This is a genomic window from Microbulbifer agarilyticus (assembly GCF_020171345.1).
GTDB lineage: Bacteria > Pseudomonadota > Gammaproteobacteria > Pseudomonadales > Cellvibrionaceae > Microbulbifer > Microbulbifer agarilyticus_D.
Genome location: NZ_JAIUZM010000001.1, coordinates 35560 through 50771 on the forward strand (window position 1 = coordinate 35560; position 15212 = coordinate 50771).

The 15212-nt window shown below is 58.4% G+C and carries 12 protein-coding genes; 1 reads left to right on the top strand and 11 read right to left on the bottom strand.

The genetic code is table 11. The features are described from left to right. Positions 1-120: 120 nt before the first annotated feature. The 11 genes from accD to leuC form a co-directional block, all read right to left on the bottom strand. Positions 121-975 (bottom strand): acetyl-CoA carboxylase, carboxyltransferase subunit beta, encoded by an 855-nt coding sequence (accD, locus tag LCM31_RS00190; RefSeq protein ID WP_224866535.1) that lies wholly within the window; start codon positions 973-975, stop codon positions 121-123. Positions 976-1233: 258 nt separating this feature from the next. Beyond that, a complete protein-coding gene (gene trpA / locus LCM31_RS00195) occupies positions 1234-2046 on the bottom strand; it encodes a tryptophan synthase subunit alpha (RefSeq protein ID WP_224866537.1) in 813 nt (270 codons plus the stop codon). A gap of 11 nt (positions 2047-2057) precedes the next feature. Next, positions 2058-3278, bottom strand: a complete 1221-nt coding sequence (gene trpB, locus LCM31_RS00200; protein ID WP_224866538.1) for a tryptophan synthase subunit beta — start codon at positions 3276-3278, stop codon at positions 2058-2060. Between the two features lie 3 nt (positions 3279-3281). Beyond that, complete coding sequence (locus LCM31_RS00205; protein WP_224866540.1) at positions 3282-3944, bottom strand: phosphoribosylanthranilate isomerase; 663 nt, start codon at positions 3942-3944, stop codon at positions 3282-3284. A 190-nt stretch (positions 3945-4134) separates the two neighbouring features. Continuing rightward, positions 4135-5019: a tRNA pseudouridine(38-40) synthase TruA gene (truA, locus tag LCM31_RS00210; RefSeq protein WP_224866542.1), complete on the bottom strand. Its 885-nt coding sequence runs from the start codon at positions 5017-5019 to the stop codon at positions 4135-4137. A 103-nt stretch (positions 5020-5122) separates the two neighbouring features. Then, complete coding sequence (locus LCM31_RS00215; protein WP_224866545.1) at positions 5123-8194, bottom strand: FimV/HubP family polar landmark protein; 3072 nt, start codon at positions 8192-8194, stop codon at positions 5123-5125. A 296-nt stretch (positions 8195-8490) separates the two neighbouring features. Beyond that, positions 8491-9495: an Asd/ArgC dimerization domain-containing protein gene (locus tag LCM31_RS00220; protein WP_224866547.1), complete on the bottom strand. Its 1005-nt coding sequence runs from the start codon at positions 9493-9495 to the stop codon at positions 8491-8493. Between the two features lie 180 nt (positions 9496-9675). Further along, positions 9676-10791 carry an aspartate-semialdehyde dehydrogenase gene (gene asd, locus LCM31_RS00225; RefSeq protein WP_224866549.1) on the bottom strand — a complete coding sequence of 372 codons (1116 nt, stop codon included), beginning with the start codon at positions 10789-10791 and terminating at the stop codon, positions 9676-9678. Between the two features lie 100 nt (positions 10792-10891). Next, positions 10892-11965 carry a 3-isopropylmalate dehydrogenase gene (gene leuB / locus LCM31_RS00230; protein WP_224866550.1) on the bottom strand — a complete coding sequence of 358 codons (1074 nt, stop codon included), beginning with the start codon at positions 11963-11965 and terminating at the stop codon, positions 10892-10894. A gap of 29 nt (positions 11966-11994) precedes the next feature. Then, the gene (leuD, locus tag LCM31_RS00235; RefSeq protein WP_224866552.1) at positions 11995-12642 is read right to left on the bottom strand and encodes a 3-isopropylmalate dehydratase small subunit; all 648 of its coding nucleotides are present in this window, start codon (positions 12640-12642) and stop codon (positions 11995-11997) included. Then, a complete protein-coding gene (gene leuC / locus LCM31_RS00240) occupies positions 12642-14087 on the bottom strand; it encodes a 3-isopropylmalate dehydratase large subunit (RefSeq protein WP_224866554.1) in 1446 nt (481 codons plus the stop codon). The genes leuD and leuC overlap by 1 nt, the downstream gene beginning before the upstream one ends. Before the next feature lie 110 nt (positions 14088-14197). On the opposite strand from leuC, the gene LCM31_RS00245 reads away from it, so the two are divergent. Continuing rightward, entirely contained in the window at positions 14198-15076 is an 879-nt protein-coding gene (locus LCM31_RS00245) for a LysR family transcriptional regulator (RefSeq protein WP_222232769.1), read from the top strand. Positions 15077-15212 lie beyond the last annotated feature (136 nt).

The following is a 15212-nucleotide window of genomic DNA, read 5'->3' on the forward strand; positions in this document are numbered from 1 at the left end:
GCGAATTGGGGGGCGATTGAAAATAGCGAAAGGACGACGGGGAAAAACAGGGTCGAAAAGAAAAGAGTATGAAGGGAGCGACGGCCCCGCCCACAGAACAGGAGCGGGACCGCAAAGGCTCTAATTGTTGGTCAGCTTGCTTAACAAACGACCAACGGTATTGCGCATATCTTTACGCGGAATAATCATATCGATGGCACCGTGCTCCAGCAGGAACTCTGCGCGCTGGAAGCCTTTCGGCAGCTTCTGGCGGATGGTCTGTTCGATGATATTCGGCCCGGCAAATCCGGCGCGAGCGCCCGGCTCTGCCGCATTGATATCGCCCAACAGTGCCAGGGAGGCAGAAACGCCACCGTACACCGGGTCGGTCATGATGGAGATATACGGCACACCGGCCATGCGCATTTTCTCGAGGACCGCAGAAGTCTTTGCCATCTGCATCAGCGAGATCAGTGCCTCCTGCATGCGGGCACCACCGGTCGCCGAAAAGCACACCAGGGGAATGTTTTCTTCCAGCGCGCGCTGGGCGGCACGGGTGAACTTCTCACCCACCACATAGCCCATGGAACCACCATGGAACGCAAACTCGAACGCGACCGCAACCACCGGCTTGCCTTCCAGCAACCCCTGCATGGCCACCAGCGCATCTTTCTCACCAGTCGCCTTCTGTGCCTGGGTCAGGCGGTCTTTGTATTTTTTGACGTCCTTGAACTTCAGGCGATCCACCGGCTCGACATCGGTCGCCAGCTCTTCGCGCTGTTCGTTATCCAGGAACATGTCCAGCCGACGGCGGGCACCGATGCGGAAGTGGTGATCGCACTTGGGGCATACATCCAGATTGCGCTCCAGCTCAGGGAGGTACAGGGTGGAATCGCACTTTACGCACTTTTTCCAAACGCCTTCGGGCACCTTGCTGGCACCGGGACGACGTTCAGCGCGAATGACGGAGGGAACAATTTTTTCTAACCAGCTCATTCTGTTTCCAAATCCAATGCTTGCAGGATTGAGTCGCCAGGCTTCGACCCCTTGCGAAGTAGAGGTCAGGCTATATGACTGGCGATTCTAAAACCGCGAATTAAACCACTTTCAGAAAGATTGCTCTTGGCCAGATAAGCCGCCTATCCGGGCTTTCTGGCCAACCTCTGCTGGCGCCGCAATCACCGCACTGCAGAACCCCTTGCGGGGCAGGGTGCAGTCGCCAGTTAACTCAACTATCTAACTCGAATACCTAACTCAGCTGTCCAGCGCGGAGCGCATTTCGCCCACGATGGCGCCCACGCGGTCCTTGGCGGCGGCAGCGTCGGCAGATTCACCCACTGCAGATACCAATACACTACCGACCACCGCACCGTCTCCATCGGCACTCACCGCTTTTGCGGAGGCGCCATCCTTGATACCGAAGCCCACACAAAGGGGCAAATCGGTGAAGCGGCGGATACGGGTCAGATTCTCATGCACGGAATCGAGGTCCAGGTGACCGGCACCGGTCACACCCTTGAGCGATACATAGTAGACAAAGCCGCTGGCCAGCTCGGTAATCTCGGCAATCCGCTCATCGCTGGTCGTAGGCGTCAGCAAAAAGATATTGCGCAGATCGCGGGCTCTCAACAATTCGTTCAGCGGCACCGCCTCTTCCGCCGGCAGGTCCACGGTCAGCGCGCCGTCACCGCCAGCGGCCTGGAGCGCATCCGCAAACACTTCTGCACCCATTTTTTCAATGGGGTTGGCGTAGCCCATCAAGATCACCGGGGTCTCGGCATCCTTGGTGCGGAACTCTTCAATCAGTGCCAGACACTTACGCAGTGAGGCCTTGTGCTCGAGCGCGCGCTCGTGCCCCTTCTGGATCACAGGCCCTTCGGCCATCGGATCTGAAAACGGAACCCCCAGCTCAATCAGGTCAGAGCCATTGGCAACCAGCTGATGCATCAGGTCAACGGTATTTTCCAGGCCGCCATCGCCGGCGACAATATAGGTAACCAGCGCCTTGCGGCCTTCGCTGCGCAGCTTGGCAAAGCGGCGATCGATTCGATTATTTAATGTAGTCACGACCGGGTTCCTTAAACTTCAATGCCGTCGATAGCAGCAACGGTGAAGATATCCTTATCACCGCGGCCGGAAAGATTCACAACAATGTTCTGATCCGGGCGCATGGTGGCAGCCAGTTTCAGTGCATACGCTACCGCGTGGCTGGATTCCAGCGCTGGCAAAATGCCCTCGGTACGGGTCAGCTGGCGGAACGCTGCCAGAGCTTCATCGTCATTCGCCGCCACATACTCGACACGGCCAATATCACGCAGCCAGGCGTGCTCGGGACCTACTCCCGGGTAATCCAGGCCAGCAGACACCGAGTGGGTCTCGATAATCTGCCCATCCTCATCTTCCATCAGGTAAGTACGGTTACCGTGCAATACACCGGGCACACCGTCATTCAGCGGCGCGGCATGACGACCGGTTTCCACGCCGTCACCACCGGCCTCTACGCCGTACATTTTTACGGATTCGTCAGCCAGGAACGGGTGGAACAGACCAATGGCATTGGAACCACCGCCCACACAAGCCACCAGCGCATCCGGTAGCTGACCGAATTGTTCCAGACTCTGACGACGCGCTTCGCGGCCGATAATGGAATTAAAATCTCGCACCAACTGCGGGTAAGGGTGCGGCCCGGCGACGGTGCCAATGATGTAGAAGGTATCGTCCACATTGGTCACCCAATCGCGCATCGCCTCATTCATGGCGTCTTTCAGGGTCTTGGAGCCGGACTCCACTGGAATGACTTCTGCCCCAAGTAACTTCATGCGGTACACATTCGGCGACTGGCGCTTAACGTCTTCCGCGCCCATGTACACTGCACACTTGAGCCCCAGGCGCGCCGCAACCGTCGCGGTTGCCACACCGTGCTGACCGGCACCAGTTTCGGCAATCACCCGGCTCTTGCCGCTGTGCTTGGCCAGCAGCGCCTGGCCCACGGTGTTGTTCACCTTGTGGGCGCCGGTATGGTTGAGATCCTCACGCTTCAGCCAGATACGGGCACCGCCGGCGGCCTCGGTAAGACGCTCCGCCAGATACAGGGGCGAAGGACGACCAACGTAGTGGGCCAGATCGTAATCAAACGCGGCCTGAAATTCCGGATCGTTTTTCAGGCGCTCATACATTTCCCGCAATTCATCGAGAGCGCTGATCAGGGTCTCGGAGACGAAACGTCCACCGAACTCACCAAAGTGCCCGCGGGCATCCGGGTAGGCCCCAAAATCGATGGGTGAACTGGGTTTACTCACGGCTCATACTCCTTGAATCAAAGCATTACTGGACGCACCGCTCGCTGCTGCAGCACGGGCTGCGCGAACAAATTCGCGTACCTTATCTGGATCTTTACGGCCCGGTGCCGCTTCCACACCACCACTCACGTCGACCGCGTCGGGGGCCGCTGCGGAAACTGCCTGCGCCACGTTTGCCGGGTTCAACCCGCCGGCAAGAATCACCTGACGCGCATTGCGCTCACGCCCCTGAGGCACCCGCTGCCAGTCAAAGGTGTCACCGGTGCCGCCGGGAACGCCTTTGCGGTAGGCATCCAGCAGGTAACCGCGCGCGTCCGGATAGGCCGACATGGCCTCACTGGGGTTCAGCTCTGGTTTCATACGCAGGGCTTTTATATACGGACGATGAAACTGCCGACAATAGGCGGCGGTTTCATTGCCATGGAACTGCAGCAGGTTCAGCGGGACTTTCGCGAGCACCCGCTCAACTTCCTGTGGATGGACATCCACAAACAGCCCGGTCAACACGACAAAGGGTGTTACTGCACGGGCAATTTCCGCTGCCTGCTCGAGGGATACGTGGCGGGGGCTGGGCGGATAAAACACCAGGCCGAGCGCATCGGCGCCGGCATCGACAGCCAGGCGAGCGTCTTCGACACTGGTGATACCGCAGATCTTTACGCGCATAATCCTTACATCGCTATACCTGCCAGACTGGCGCTCTGTCGGACGCCGCTGCGTCCAAATCAGAAATCATCATACGACGATCGCCATACATCCCGGGCGCTGGCAGTAGAAGAATTCGGAGAGCAGGCGATACTAGCAGATCGCCGGGCGCGACGAAATGCGCACGCACCCGGAGGCCCCACAAAAGCGGTTACTGAGTACCGATACTGCCAAATGGCAGGGGTACCAGTAAGGGCCCCGGCACCACTTCCGGCAGGGTAAATTCCGGCGGATACTGAACGTCCACCAGATAAAGACCATGCGGCGGTGCAGTAACGCTGGCGGCAGTGCGATCGCGCGCTTCCAGCACTTGCTGCACCCACTCCGGCGGGCGGTCACCGCGTCCTACCGCCATCAAGACCCCGGCGATATTACGCACCATATGATGCAAAAACGCGGTGGCACTGACTTCCAACACAATCAGCTGCCCTACCCGGCCAATATCCAGACGGGTAAGACGTCGCACTGGCGAACGCGCCTGACACTGCGCAGCGCGGAAGCTACTGAAGTCGTGCTCGCCAATCAGGTGCCCGGCCCCCTCGCGCATGGCCTCCAGATCGAGGGTGCGCTCAGTCCAGGTCACTTCGCTTGCCGCCTGCGCCGAGCGCGTAGGCGCACTGTGGATCAGGTAGCGATAGCTGCGGCTGCGGGCAGAAAAGCGCGCATGGAACTGTGCGGGCACTTCCTGGGCCCAGTGCACGCGCACATCGAACGGCATCTGCGTGTTCACCCCCTGTACCCAGGCCTTAACCGGGCGCAGCGCGGTGGTATCAAAATGCACCACTTGGCTGGACGCGTGCACGCCGGCATCGGTACGTCCGGCACACACCAGTGTCACCGGTTCTGCAGCGACCCTGGACAGGGCCTTCTCCAGGGTTTCCTGCACCGTCAGCGGATCGTGCTTTTGCTTTTGAAAGCCCCGCAGGCGGGTACCACAGTACTCCACACCCAGGGCTATGCGACGAAGTCCTTCCGGTAAAGATTCCCCTGGGGGCACCTCACCGTTCGGCTTGTATTGGTAAATCTTGCTCTTCATAGGGCGAATTTTACACGGCCCCAGAAAAAAGAAGACCCCGCAAAAGCGGGGTCAAAGTGTTGTTGCTGTAGACAGCGTGAATTCGTTGGTGCTGAGCGCGCGATTAGCCCATGCGCTCCAGCATTTCCTTGGCGCGCTGCTGGTGCTCACCCGCACTCTCATCAACTACTTCGCCAAGAATTTCGCGGGCACCCTCTTTGTCACCCATATCCAGGTAAGCCTGGGCCAACTCGAGCTTGGTGCTCACTTCGTCGCTACCTTCGAGCAGGTTCAGCTCGGAATCCAGGTCACCTTCCAGGTCGAAACTCAGGTCTGCCAGATCCCCTGCGGTATCCGCAGCCGGCTGGACGCTCGCGGGGGCGTCCATAACCGCCAGATCGAGATCCTGATCTGCCGCCTGAGGTTCAACAACCGGCGTTTCAGCCAGGCCCGCATCACCCAGATCAATGTCGCCCAGATCAATGCTGTCCAGATCCAGACTTCCCAGATCATCTTCAAGGCTCACACCCAGGTCATCAGTGGCAGATTCATCTGACGACTGATCACCGCCCTCCATCGGGCTCAGATCCAGGTCAAAGTCCAGACCAGCATCATTGGATTCGGCGGCCAGCTCGCTGCTTTCCATAGAGGAATCCAGATCCAGACTATCCAGATCCAGCTCACCGTCATTCATCAGCTCATCCAGCGCGAAATCTTCGGCGGCGGGAGCAGGCTCGCTCGCTTCAAGCGTCAGGTCAGCGCCAGATCCGGAATCCAGATCGTCGCCACCCAGATCCAGGGAACCGAGGTCGAATTCCTGTTCAGAGGATTGCGCTTCTGGCGCAGCGTCCAGTTCCAGGCCACCCAGTTCCGCAGCAGGCTGCTCAGCATCTGTTGCGGTAAATTCATCACCCAGGTCCAGATCGAGCGAGAAGTCGTCATCTGCGGTGATGGGTTCAGCATCTGCGCCACCCAGATCCAGGGACAGGTCGTCGAGGGCGCCAATGTCGTCACTCTCCGCAGCCGGGGCTGCGGTGCTCGCTGCCGAGTCACTGTTGGAGAACTCGTCCAGATCATCAAAGCTCGCCTCAAAGTTGTCGAGGTCAGAACCCAGATCATCCAGCTGCGCAGCCTCCAGGGACTCGCTGGAGAAATTCGTTTCCGGCGCTTCAAAAGGACCAATACCGGCAATGGTTTCGCGCAGGCGCGCCGCACGATCCGCTACCGGGCCATCGCTGTAGCCCAGCAGCTGACGGTAATGATCGTCAAACTGGTTGCCGTCTTGCTGGTGTGCGTACACTTCCAGCAACATCAGACGTGCATCAACATTCTCGGGCGCACCCTTGAGGCCAGTCAGAAGCTTCGCTTCTGCTTCCTGATACTGCCCGAGAGACAGGTGAATTTCCGCTTCCGCCACCGGGTCGTCGGTTTCGACTTCGCCCAGTTGGTCCAGGTCGAGATTGCTGTTTGCTTCCAGCTCTTCAACCGCCACCAGAGAGTCATCTTCGAAGGATTCGCTGGGTGCTTCCGCCAGCGCGCGTTCGGCAGCCATCTCCAACTCAACCTGGCGGATGGCCTCTTCCTCTTCCTTGCGACGACGCCAGGTGAAGAAGCCAAACAACGCGGCCAGCAAGGCGCCAGCGCCAATGCCGATCCACTGGATGTTCTCCATCAGAGTGTCGACCAGACTCGGCTCGGAGCGGGTCTGCACCACTACACGATTGCGGTTAGCGTCCGACTCAGCGGCAGGCGCGACTTCCGGAGCGGCTTCGACTTCTGCCGCTTCCTCGCTGGTGGTGTCAAACTCGCCAGCTTCTACCTCGGTACCTTCTACCTCGGTACCTTCAACTTCGCTATCCGCAAACGCTGAGCTTTCTTCGCCGGCGAGATCCAGCGCTTCACCGTCGATATCAGCGGACTCGAAGGTTTCCGCTTCGGCTTCCAGCGCGTCATTGGTCTCTGTGGCCGCAGCCTGCACCGCCTGCAACTCATCGTTGGAGACTTCAACCAGACGCTCCATGGTATCGATCTGCTCGTTCAGCTCACCGATACGCTCTTCCAGCTCGGCGCCCTCGAGACGGGACTTATCCAACTCTTCTTCGGTAACCGCGAGCTCGCCTTCCAGCGCATCGCTCTCGTTGCTACCGCTGCCGGAACCGGACAAGACGGACTCGTTGTCGCCCGGTGCAGCCAGGGACACGCGGCCCTCCAGGGCATCGCTCTCGTAAGTTTCTTCAACGGTGGCACGGGCGTCCAGCGGGGCGCCGGTAACGCCGGCATCGGCCACTCGCTCACGCCAGGCATCGTTCTGGGTAGCAACCTGAGAAACCGCTTCGGAGCGCGTCAAACCACGCACTTCGTCTGCGGTGGGCAGACGCAGGACTGCACCTTTCTTCAGCAGGTTGATGTTGTTGTTGATAAACGCCTCAGGATTCAGGCGCTGGATCGCCAGCATGGTCTGCTGAACAGACAGGTCGCGTGACTCGCGGCTATCACGGGCGATTTCCCACAGGGTCTTGTTGGCTTCCACTGGACCGTAGACGCGGCTACCACTCTCGGTAGAGGTCTGTGGGTCACTAAATTCTTCTGCCGGCTCTTCAAAGATCGGCTGCTGTACCTGTTCTTCCACGGGTTCTTCAACCGCCGATACCGGTGCGGCCTGCTCCGCCGGAGCCGCCACAGGCTCTGGCGCACGTTCAACAGTGGGCTGGATCGGGCGTTGAACCGGGGTGGTATTGCGCTGCACCTGCTGACGCTCGCGCTCTGCAGCACGCACTGGCTGGGATGCGGTGTTGGTGGAGAACGCCGGCAGATCCATCAGCAGGGTGTACTCCCGCAGCAGGCGGCCGCTGGGCCAGCGGGTTTCTACCAGGAAGTTCAGGAAAGGTTCGCGAATCGGAGAGCGGCTGGTGATTCGCACCATCGGCTGGCCACTGGAATAGTCGACGTCAAAGCGGATGCCATCAAGGGAATACCCCCGCTCGACTCCTGCGCGCTCAAAATCTTCCAGGCTCGCCAGGCGGACCTTGATTTCGTTCTCACCCAGGCCGCGGGTTTGCAGCAGCTTAATTTCTGCATCGAGCGGCTGATTCAGAGTGGAGTTTACCTTAATCTCACCGAGACCAAGTGCCAGAGCCCCATTGCCACCCAGTGCGCTGACCAGACCCACCGCAAGTGCCAGCTTTTGCACACGCATATCCGATTCCCTTTATTTTTAGAATCACACCGGCACCTGATCATTTTTCATCCACGAGCACCGCTTCGTGAACATTGTCAGGCCCAGTTTGTGCTAATTTTTGCACAAAATTTATTCAACAAGAGTCGATGATCAGACATCAGACTCCACGCTTTGGCGACGATGCGTCCCCCGAAAAAGACTTAACCCTTCCGGATTTCCACTTAACCTTCCCCACAACACCCCCAAGTGTTGTGGATTCCTGAAAGGCACAAAGTTAAGAAGAAACCTTCAGAAAGGCCGCTAAGTATTAAATATCAATGGGTTTTTAGCAACAAGTGGACAATTTGTACACAGTTAATTGCGACGTCTTTACGCAAATTGTCGGATGCCGCACAAAATACAACCTGTCGCGGATTGATCAAACCGGTGCGCAAGCGCCCCAATAAGGTGCTCTCACTGCCGACCGCATCCTGTGCCGACGGACGCTCTCGCATCTCCAGGCGCGCGCCGTTGGCAAGCAAGCCGCGCACCGTCGCCAGCTCCTGCTGCTCTTTCAGCTGCACGCTGATGTTTGCCAGTTGGCCATGAAACACCGACGCGGTATTAATCGACGCATCCAGTGCCACTTCATCACCCAGCAAACGGCGCAATTCCAGCACCAGTGCCAACTCACTGAAACCGTGGCCACTTTCCAATTGCGCTTCGGCGGAACTCAGCATGTTGAAGGCAAGGCGCTGACCGCTGGTCTCATCCGCCTCTGGCTCCTGCCCATTGAACAGGCGCGCAGTCTGCGCAGCGGCGGCATCCACACTCGCCTTGCCGAGAGCGGACACGGGCTGGTTCAGAACCACCTCAACCGATTGCAGCTGGGACTTCAGCGGAAACAGCGCTTCTGCCAGCATCGCCGCACCCGCGCCCGGCACCGCAATCACCTTGCGGTCGTGTTCATCGCGCTGGTTAAGTTCTGCACTATTGAGCAATGGGTGAATCAGCGCGACGCTTTCATCACCGCGGGTAAGGCCCGCGGCATCCACCACCCAGGCACCGGCCTGCTCGGCCTGTGCCAACGCTGCGCTTGCCGTGTCACCTCCGGTCAGCAGCAACACCACCTGCTGCGCAGAAAATACGAAGTCTTTCAGCGGTGTGACCGGCACGCTGCGGTTGGCAAACACCTGTGGGTCCACTTCCGATTCATCGTCGATCACCAGTTTTAGCTGGTCCGGGGTGACGGTTTTGCGCTCCTCCAGGATCTCCAGCAGCGCATCAAACGGCGCGCTGCCAACACCAACGATCACCAGTTCCCGGGTGGACTCTGTCATATCTGGACCTATTTCGGTTTTGCGAATTTTGATTCTGTGAAAAGCAACGGCTGCTTTTCAGGCAGGTCGACCACTAAAGCAGCAGCCTGAAATTGCGGGGGATTATACTCACGGAGAGTCAGGGGGGAAGCCGCCCCAGGACTGGGGCGGCGATTAGAACAAAAAACAACCTGTGGCGCGTTACAGTTTGCCCATCAGAATGAGCAGCACACGGCGCAATGGCTCGGCAGCACCCCACAACAGCTGGTCGCCCACGGTGAATGCATTCAGATATTCACCGCCCATGCTCAGCTTACGCAGACGGCCTACCGGGATATCCAGTTTGCCGGTAACCGCAGTCGGGGTCAGTTCCTGCACAGTGACTTCGCGCTCATTGGGAACGACCTTGACCCAATCATTGGCAGTGCCGATCAGCTGTTCAATTTCCGCCAGCGGCAGGTCTTTCTTCAGCTTCACGGTAAATGCCTGGCTGTGGCAGCGCATGGCGCCGATACGCACACAAGTGCCATCCACCGGCACATCCGCGCTGGTGCCGAGGATTTTGTTGGCTTCTACCTGCGCCTTCCACTCTTCGCGGCTCTGGCCGGATTCCATCGGGGTATCAATCCACGGCAGCAGGCTACCGGCGAGCGGTGCACCAAACTCGCTGGTGGGGAATTCCGCACTGCGCATGTTTTCCGCAACCTTGCGATCAATTTCCAGAATAGCGCTGGACGGATCAGCCAGCTCGCTGGCGACGCCATCGCGGATACTGCCCATCTGGGAAATCAGTTCGCGCATATTCTTGGCACCTGCGCCACTCGCAGCCTGGTAGGTCTGGGCGGTGATCCACTCCACCAATCCCTCGCGGAACAAACCGCCCAGCGCCATCAGCATCAGGCTCACGGTACAGTTACCGCCAATAAAGTTTTTCACTCCGGACGCAATGCCCTGGTCAATCACATCGCGGTTAACCGGATCCAGTACGATGATCGCATCATCGTTCATACGCAGGCTGGAGGCGGCGTCGATCCAGTAACCTTGCCAGCCCTGTTCACGTAATTTGCCAAACACTTCCTTGGTGTAGTCACCACCCTGACAGCTGACAATCGCGTCCAGCTCGGCCAGTGCATCCAGGTCGTAGGCGTTTTTGAGGGGTGCGACTTCCTTGCCAATTTCCGGCGCTTTACCACCGGCATTGGATGTGGAGAAAAATACCGGCTCAGCAATATGTGCGAAGTCGTTTTCTTCCAGCATGCGCCCCATCAAAACCGAGCCGACCATACCGCGCCAGCCTACGAAACCTACCTTGTTCATTGTTAAACCCTGAGAATCTATGTATTTCCTGATCCCGCTGCACTTCAGCCAAGCTTATCTGGCAGGAGCACACCGGAATCATGTCCGTTCAAGCGACGCGTTACAGCGCCGCCACTACTGCCGCACCCATTTCTGCCGTAGAAACTTTCTTCGTGCCTGCGGTGTGGATATCCCCTGTGCGCAGCCCCTGATCCAGCACCTTGCTTACCGCCGCTTCAATGGCATCGGCGGCTTCGCCCATGTTCAGGGAGTAGCGCAGCATCATGGCCGCAGACAAGATGGTCGCCAGCGGATTGGCAATGCCTTGCCCGGCGATATCCGGTGCGCTGCCATGACAGGGTTCGTACAGGCCAAACCCGGTTTCGTTCATGGAAGCAGAAGGCAGCATGCCAATGGATCCAGTCAGCATGGCCGCGGCGTCCGACAAAATATCGCCAAACATATTGCCGGTAACCATCACATCAAACTGCTTGGGCGCACGCACCAGCTGCATCGCTGCGTTGTCCACATACATGTGGGACAGCTCAACCTCTGGGTACTCTGGCGCGAGGCGATCCAGTACTTCGCGCCACAGCACGGTGACTTCCAGCACGTTAGCCTTGTCCACGGAGCACAGCTTGCCGCCGCGTTTTTTCGCCGCTTCAAATGCCGTACGCGCAATACGTTCGATTTCAGACTCTTTATAGACGTAGGTGTTAAAGCCCTGCTTTTCACCATTTTCCAGCGTCTGAATACCGCGCGGTTCACCGAAGTAAATACCACCAGTGAGCTCACGTACGATCAGAATATCGAGGCCGGAAACCACTTCCGGCTTCAGCGAAGAGGCATCGGCCAATTGCGGGTACAGAATGGCCGGACGCAAGTTCGCGTAGAGGCCCAGACCGCTACGAATTTTCAGCAGGCCGCGTTCCGGGCGAATGGCACGCTCCAGCGTGTCCCACTTGGGACCACCCACCGCACCCAACAGGACCGCGTCGCACTCGCCCGCTTTGGCCAATTCGGCGTCGGTCAGTGGCTCACCGTGGGCATCGATCGACGCGCCACCAATCAAACCCTCACTGAACTCGAGGTTAAGTGAGAATTTTTGGTCTGCGGTTTTCAGTACCGCAACCGCCTGCTCGATAATTTCCGGGCCAATACCATCGCCCGGAAGAATCATGACTTTCTTGCTCATTTATCTTCCTAAAATTCCACTTCGTCCGTTTACTTCACGGCGTCGAACAGCCACGGTGCCTGCTCGCGGCGCTTGGCTTCGTATGCACGGATATCGTCCGCATCTTCGAGCGTCAGGCCAATGTCATCGAGACCATTCAACAGGCAGTGTTTGCGAAAGGCATCCACTTCAAACGCAAGGGTTTCCCCATTGGGTTTGATCACGACCTGCTCTTCCAGGTCCACCACCAGCTCATAGCCCTCTTCGGCGTACATCTCTGTAAACAGCTGATCGACAATTTCCTCTTCCAGTACGATCGGCAAGAGACCGTTCTTGAAGCAGTTGTTGAAGAAAATGTCGGCGAAGCTCGGCGCGATGATCGCGCGGAAACCGTGGCCATCCAGTGCCCAGGGCGCGTGCTCACGGCTCGAACCACAACCGAAATTCTTGCGCGCCAGCAGCACCGAGGCACCCTGATAGCGCGGGTGGTTCAGCGGAAAATCCGGATTGATCGGGCGCTTGCTGTGGTCCTGACCCGGCTGTCCTTCGTCCAGGTAACGCAGTTCATCAAACAGGTTCGGGCCGAAGCCGGAACGCTTGATGGACTTCAGGAACTGCTTCGGAATAATCAAATCCGTATCCACATTGGCGCGATCCATCGGAGCGGCTACGCCTTTGTGCTTGGTAAATGCTCTCATTACGCGGCCTCCTGCATTTCACGTACATCGACAAAATGGCCGGCAATTGCCGCGGCCGCGGCCATGCTCGGGCTGACCAGGTGGGTACGGCCACCGTAGCCCTGGCGGCCTTCGAAGTTGCGGTTAGAAGTGGAAGCACAGTGTTCGCCCGCACCCAGCTTGTCCGCATTCATGGCCAGACACATGGAGCAGGAAGGCTCGCGCCACTCGAAGCCCGCTTCGATAAAGACCTTATCCAGTCCCTCTTTTTCCGCCTGCGCTTTTACCGCCTGAGAACCAGGAACTACCAGTACCTGCTTTACGCTGTCGGCTTTTTTACGGCCCTTGGCCACCGCGGCGGCCGCACGCAGGTCTTCAATACGGGAATTGGTGCAGGAACCGATAAACACACGATCCAACGCAATATCGGTAATTTTCTGGCCGGCTTCCAGCCCCATATATTCCAGCGCGCGTTCGATGCCCGCTTTTTTGGTCGCATCGTTTTCGTCTGCTGGGCTCGGCACCAAGGCGCTGACCGGCACCACCATTTCCGGGGAGGTCCCCCAGCTGACCTGAGGCTCGATCTCTTCCGCCTTCAGCTCGACAACTGCATCAAAGTGCGCACCGTCATCGGAATGCAAACGGCTCCAGTTGGCCACCGCCAACTCCCACATCTCACCTTTGGGTGCGTATGGCTTGCCTTTTACGTATTCCAGAGTGACGTCGTCCACCGCAACCATGCCCGCGCGCGCGCCGGCTTCGATCGCCATGTTACACACGGTCATGCGACCTTCCATGGACAGGGAACGAATCGCGGAGCCGCCGAATTCAATCGCGTAGCCGGTGCCGCCAGCGGTACCGATCTTGCCGATGATGGCCAATACCACGTCTTTCGCGGTGACACCCGGACCGAGCTCACCGTCCACACGCACCAGCATGTTCTTCATTTTTTTCTGGATCAGACACTGGGTGGCCATTACGTGCTCCACCTCAGAGGTGCCGATACCGTGCGCCAGCGCACCGAGCGCGCCATGGGTAGAGGTGTGGGAGTCACCACACACGACGGTCATACCTGGCAGGGTCGCACCAGTCTCGGGCCCGATCACATGCACAATGCCCTGCCCGGGATCATTGATGCCGAATTCAACGATGCCGAAGTCTTCGCAGTTCTCATTCAGGGTTTTTACCTGAATACGGGAAACTTCGTCGACAATGCCTTCGATACCGCCAGCGCGCTCTTCCACGTGAGACGGTACGTTGTGGTCCGGTGTCGCGACCACGGAATCGGTGCGCCAGGGCTTGCGGCCGGCAAGGCGCAGGCCTTCGAACGCCTGTGGTGAGGTCACCTCGTGAATCAGGTGACGGTCGATATAAATCAGTGCGGTGCCGTCGTCGCGGCTCTTGACCAAATGGTCTTGCCAGAGCTTGTCGTACAACGTCTGTTTTTTATTCTGTGGGTGGCCCATAGCCCCATCTCCTCTATGGATAACATGCAGGAGTCTAAGAGGGGCATTGAATAACATCAATTTATATTTATTATATGGCGCATTCGCTTTTGGAATATGGTGCCGATCGTATGGAAATTCAGTGGCTTAGAGCCTTTCTCGCCATCTCGGAACAGGGCTCCGTGTCGGAAGCGGCAGAGCATCTGCACTTGACCCAGCCCGCGGTGAGCAAACGACTGGCCTCGCTGGAACAACAGCTGGGTGCACCGCTGTTCGACCGCATCGGCCGCAAATTGCAGCTCACCAACGCCGGCCGCGCCCTGTTGCCGCGCGCGCGCCACATTCTTAATGAAGTCAGTGATGCCGAGCGCGAGCTGCGCAGCCTCGGGGAAACCATCGGCGGCAGCCTGCGTATTGCCACCAGCCACCATGTCGGCCTGCACCACCTGCCGCCGGTACTGCGCGACTTCAGTAACCGCTATCCAGACGTGGCCCTGGATATTGATTTTGTCGATTCGGAGCAGGCCTATGAGGCCCTGATGGCGGGCGAGTATGAACTGGCGGTGGTGACCCTTGCGCTCAAGGACTACCCAAGCCTCAACGCACAAATTATCTGGCCCGACCCCTGCGTGGTGGTGGCCGCCCCCGACCATCCGCTGGCACAGATGTCCGAGCTGAACCTGCCGGCGCTGGCCCAGTATCCGGCGATTCTCCCAGATATGAATACCTACACCGGACGCCTGATCAAACGGGAGTTCGACGCGCACGGACTCAAGCTCACCGCCAAACTGGCCACCAATTTTCTCGAGACCATCAAGATGATGGCCGGTGTCGGTCTCGGCTGGAGCGTGCTGCCCAAAACTCTGGTGGACAGCAGCCTGGCAGAACTGCCCATGCCGCAGCTCACCATTCAGCGCAATTTGGGCATCATCTACCACCGCAACCGCACCCTGAGTAACGCCGCCAATGCGTTGCAGCAACTGCTGGTAAAGGAGGCGCGCGGGCTCTGATCGACCTAAATCGGCACCTCTGGCCCCATAAGCACTGGTCAAGAACGCCAATTAGCCCGCAAAACCGCGGCAAACTGCGCGCGTACAACACCAGTTTCAGGGAAATTTTATAAAAACCCTGTAGAATCTGCCGCAG

Excerpts from the sequence above, each read along its gene's own strand:
- truA (WP_224866542.1), bottom strand. The coding sequence starts at position 5,019 with ATGAAGAGCAAGATTTACCAATACAAGCCGAACGGTGAGGTGCCCCCA.
- LCM31_RS00205 (WP_224866540.1), bottom strand. The coding sequence starts at position 3,944 with ATGCGCGTAAAGATCTGCGGTATCACCAGTGTCGAAGACGCTCGCCTG.
- leuC (WP_224866554.1), bottom strand. The coding sequence starts at position 14,087 with ATGGGCCACCCACAGAATAAAAAACAGACGTTGTACGACAAGCTCTGG.
- leuD (WP_224866552.1), bottom strand. The coding sequence starts at position 12,642 with ATGAGAGCATTTACCAAGCACAAAGGCGTAGCCGCTCCGATGGATCGC.
- accD (WP_224866535.1), bottom strand. The coding sequence starts at position 975 with ATGAGCTGGTTAGAAAAAATTGTTCCCTCCGTCATTCGCGCTGAACGT.
- leuB (WP_224866550.1), bottom strand. The coding sequence starts at position 11,965 with ATGAGCAAGAAAGTCATGATTCTTCCGGGCGATGGTATTGGCCCGGAA.
- LCM31_RS00245 (WP_222232769.1), top strand. The coding sequence starts at position 14,198 with ATGGAAATTCAGTGGCTTAGAGCCTTTCTCGCCATCTCGGAACAGGGC.
- asd (WP_224866549.1), bottom strand. The coding sequence starts at position 10,791 with ATGAACAAGGTAGGTTTCGTAGGCTGGCGCGGTATGGTCGGCTCGGTT.
- LCM31_RS00215 (WP_224866545.1), bottom strand. The coding sequence starts at position 8,194 with ATGCGTGTGCAAAAGCTGGCACTTGCGGTGGGTCTGGTCAGCGCACTG.
- LCM31_RS00220 (WP_224866547.1), bottom strand. The coding sequence starts at position 9,495 with ATGACAGAGTCCACCCGGGAACTGGTGATCGTTGGTGTTGGCAGCGCG.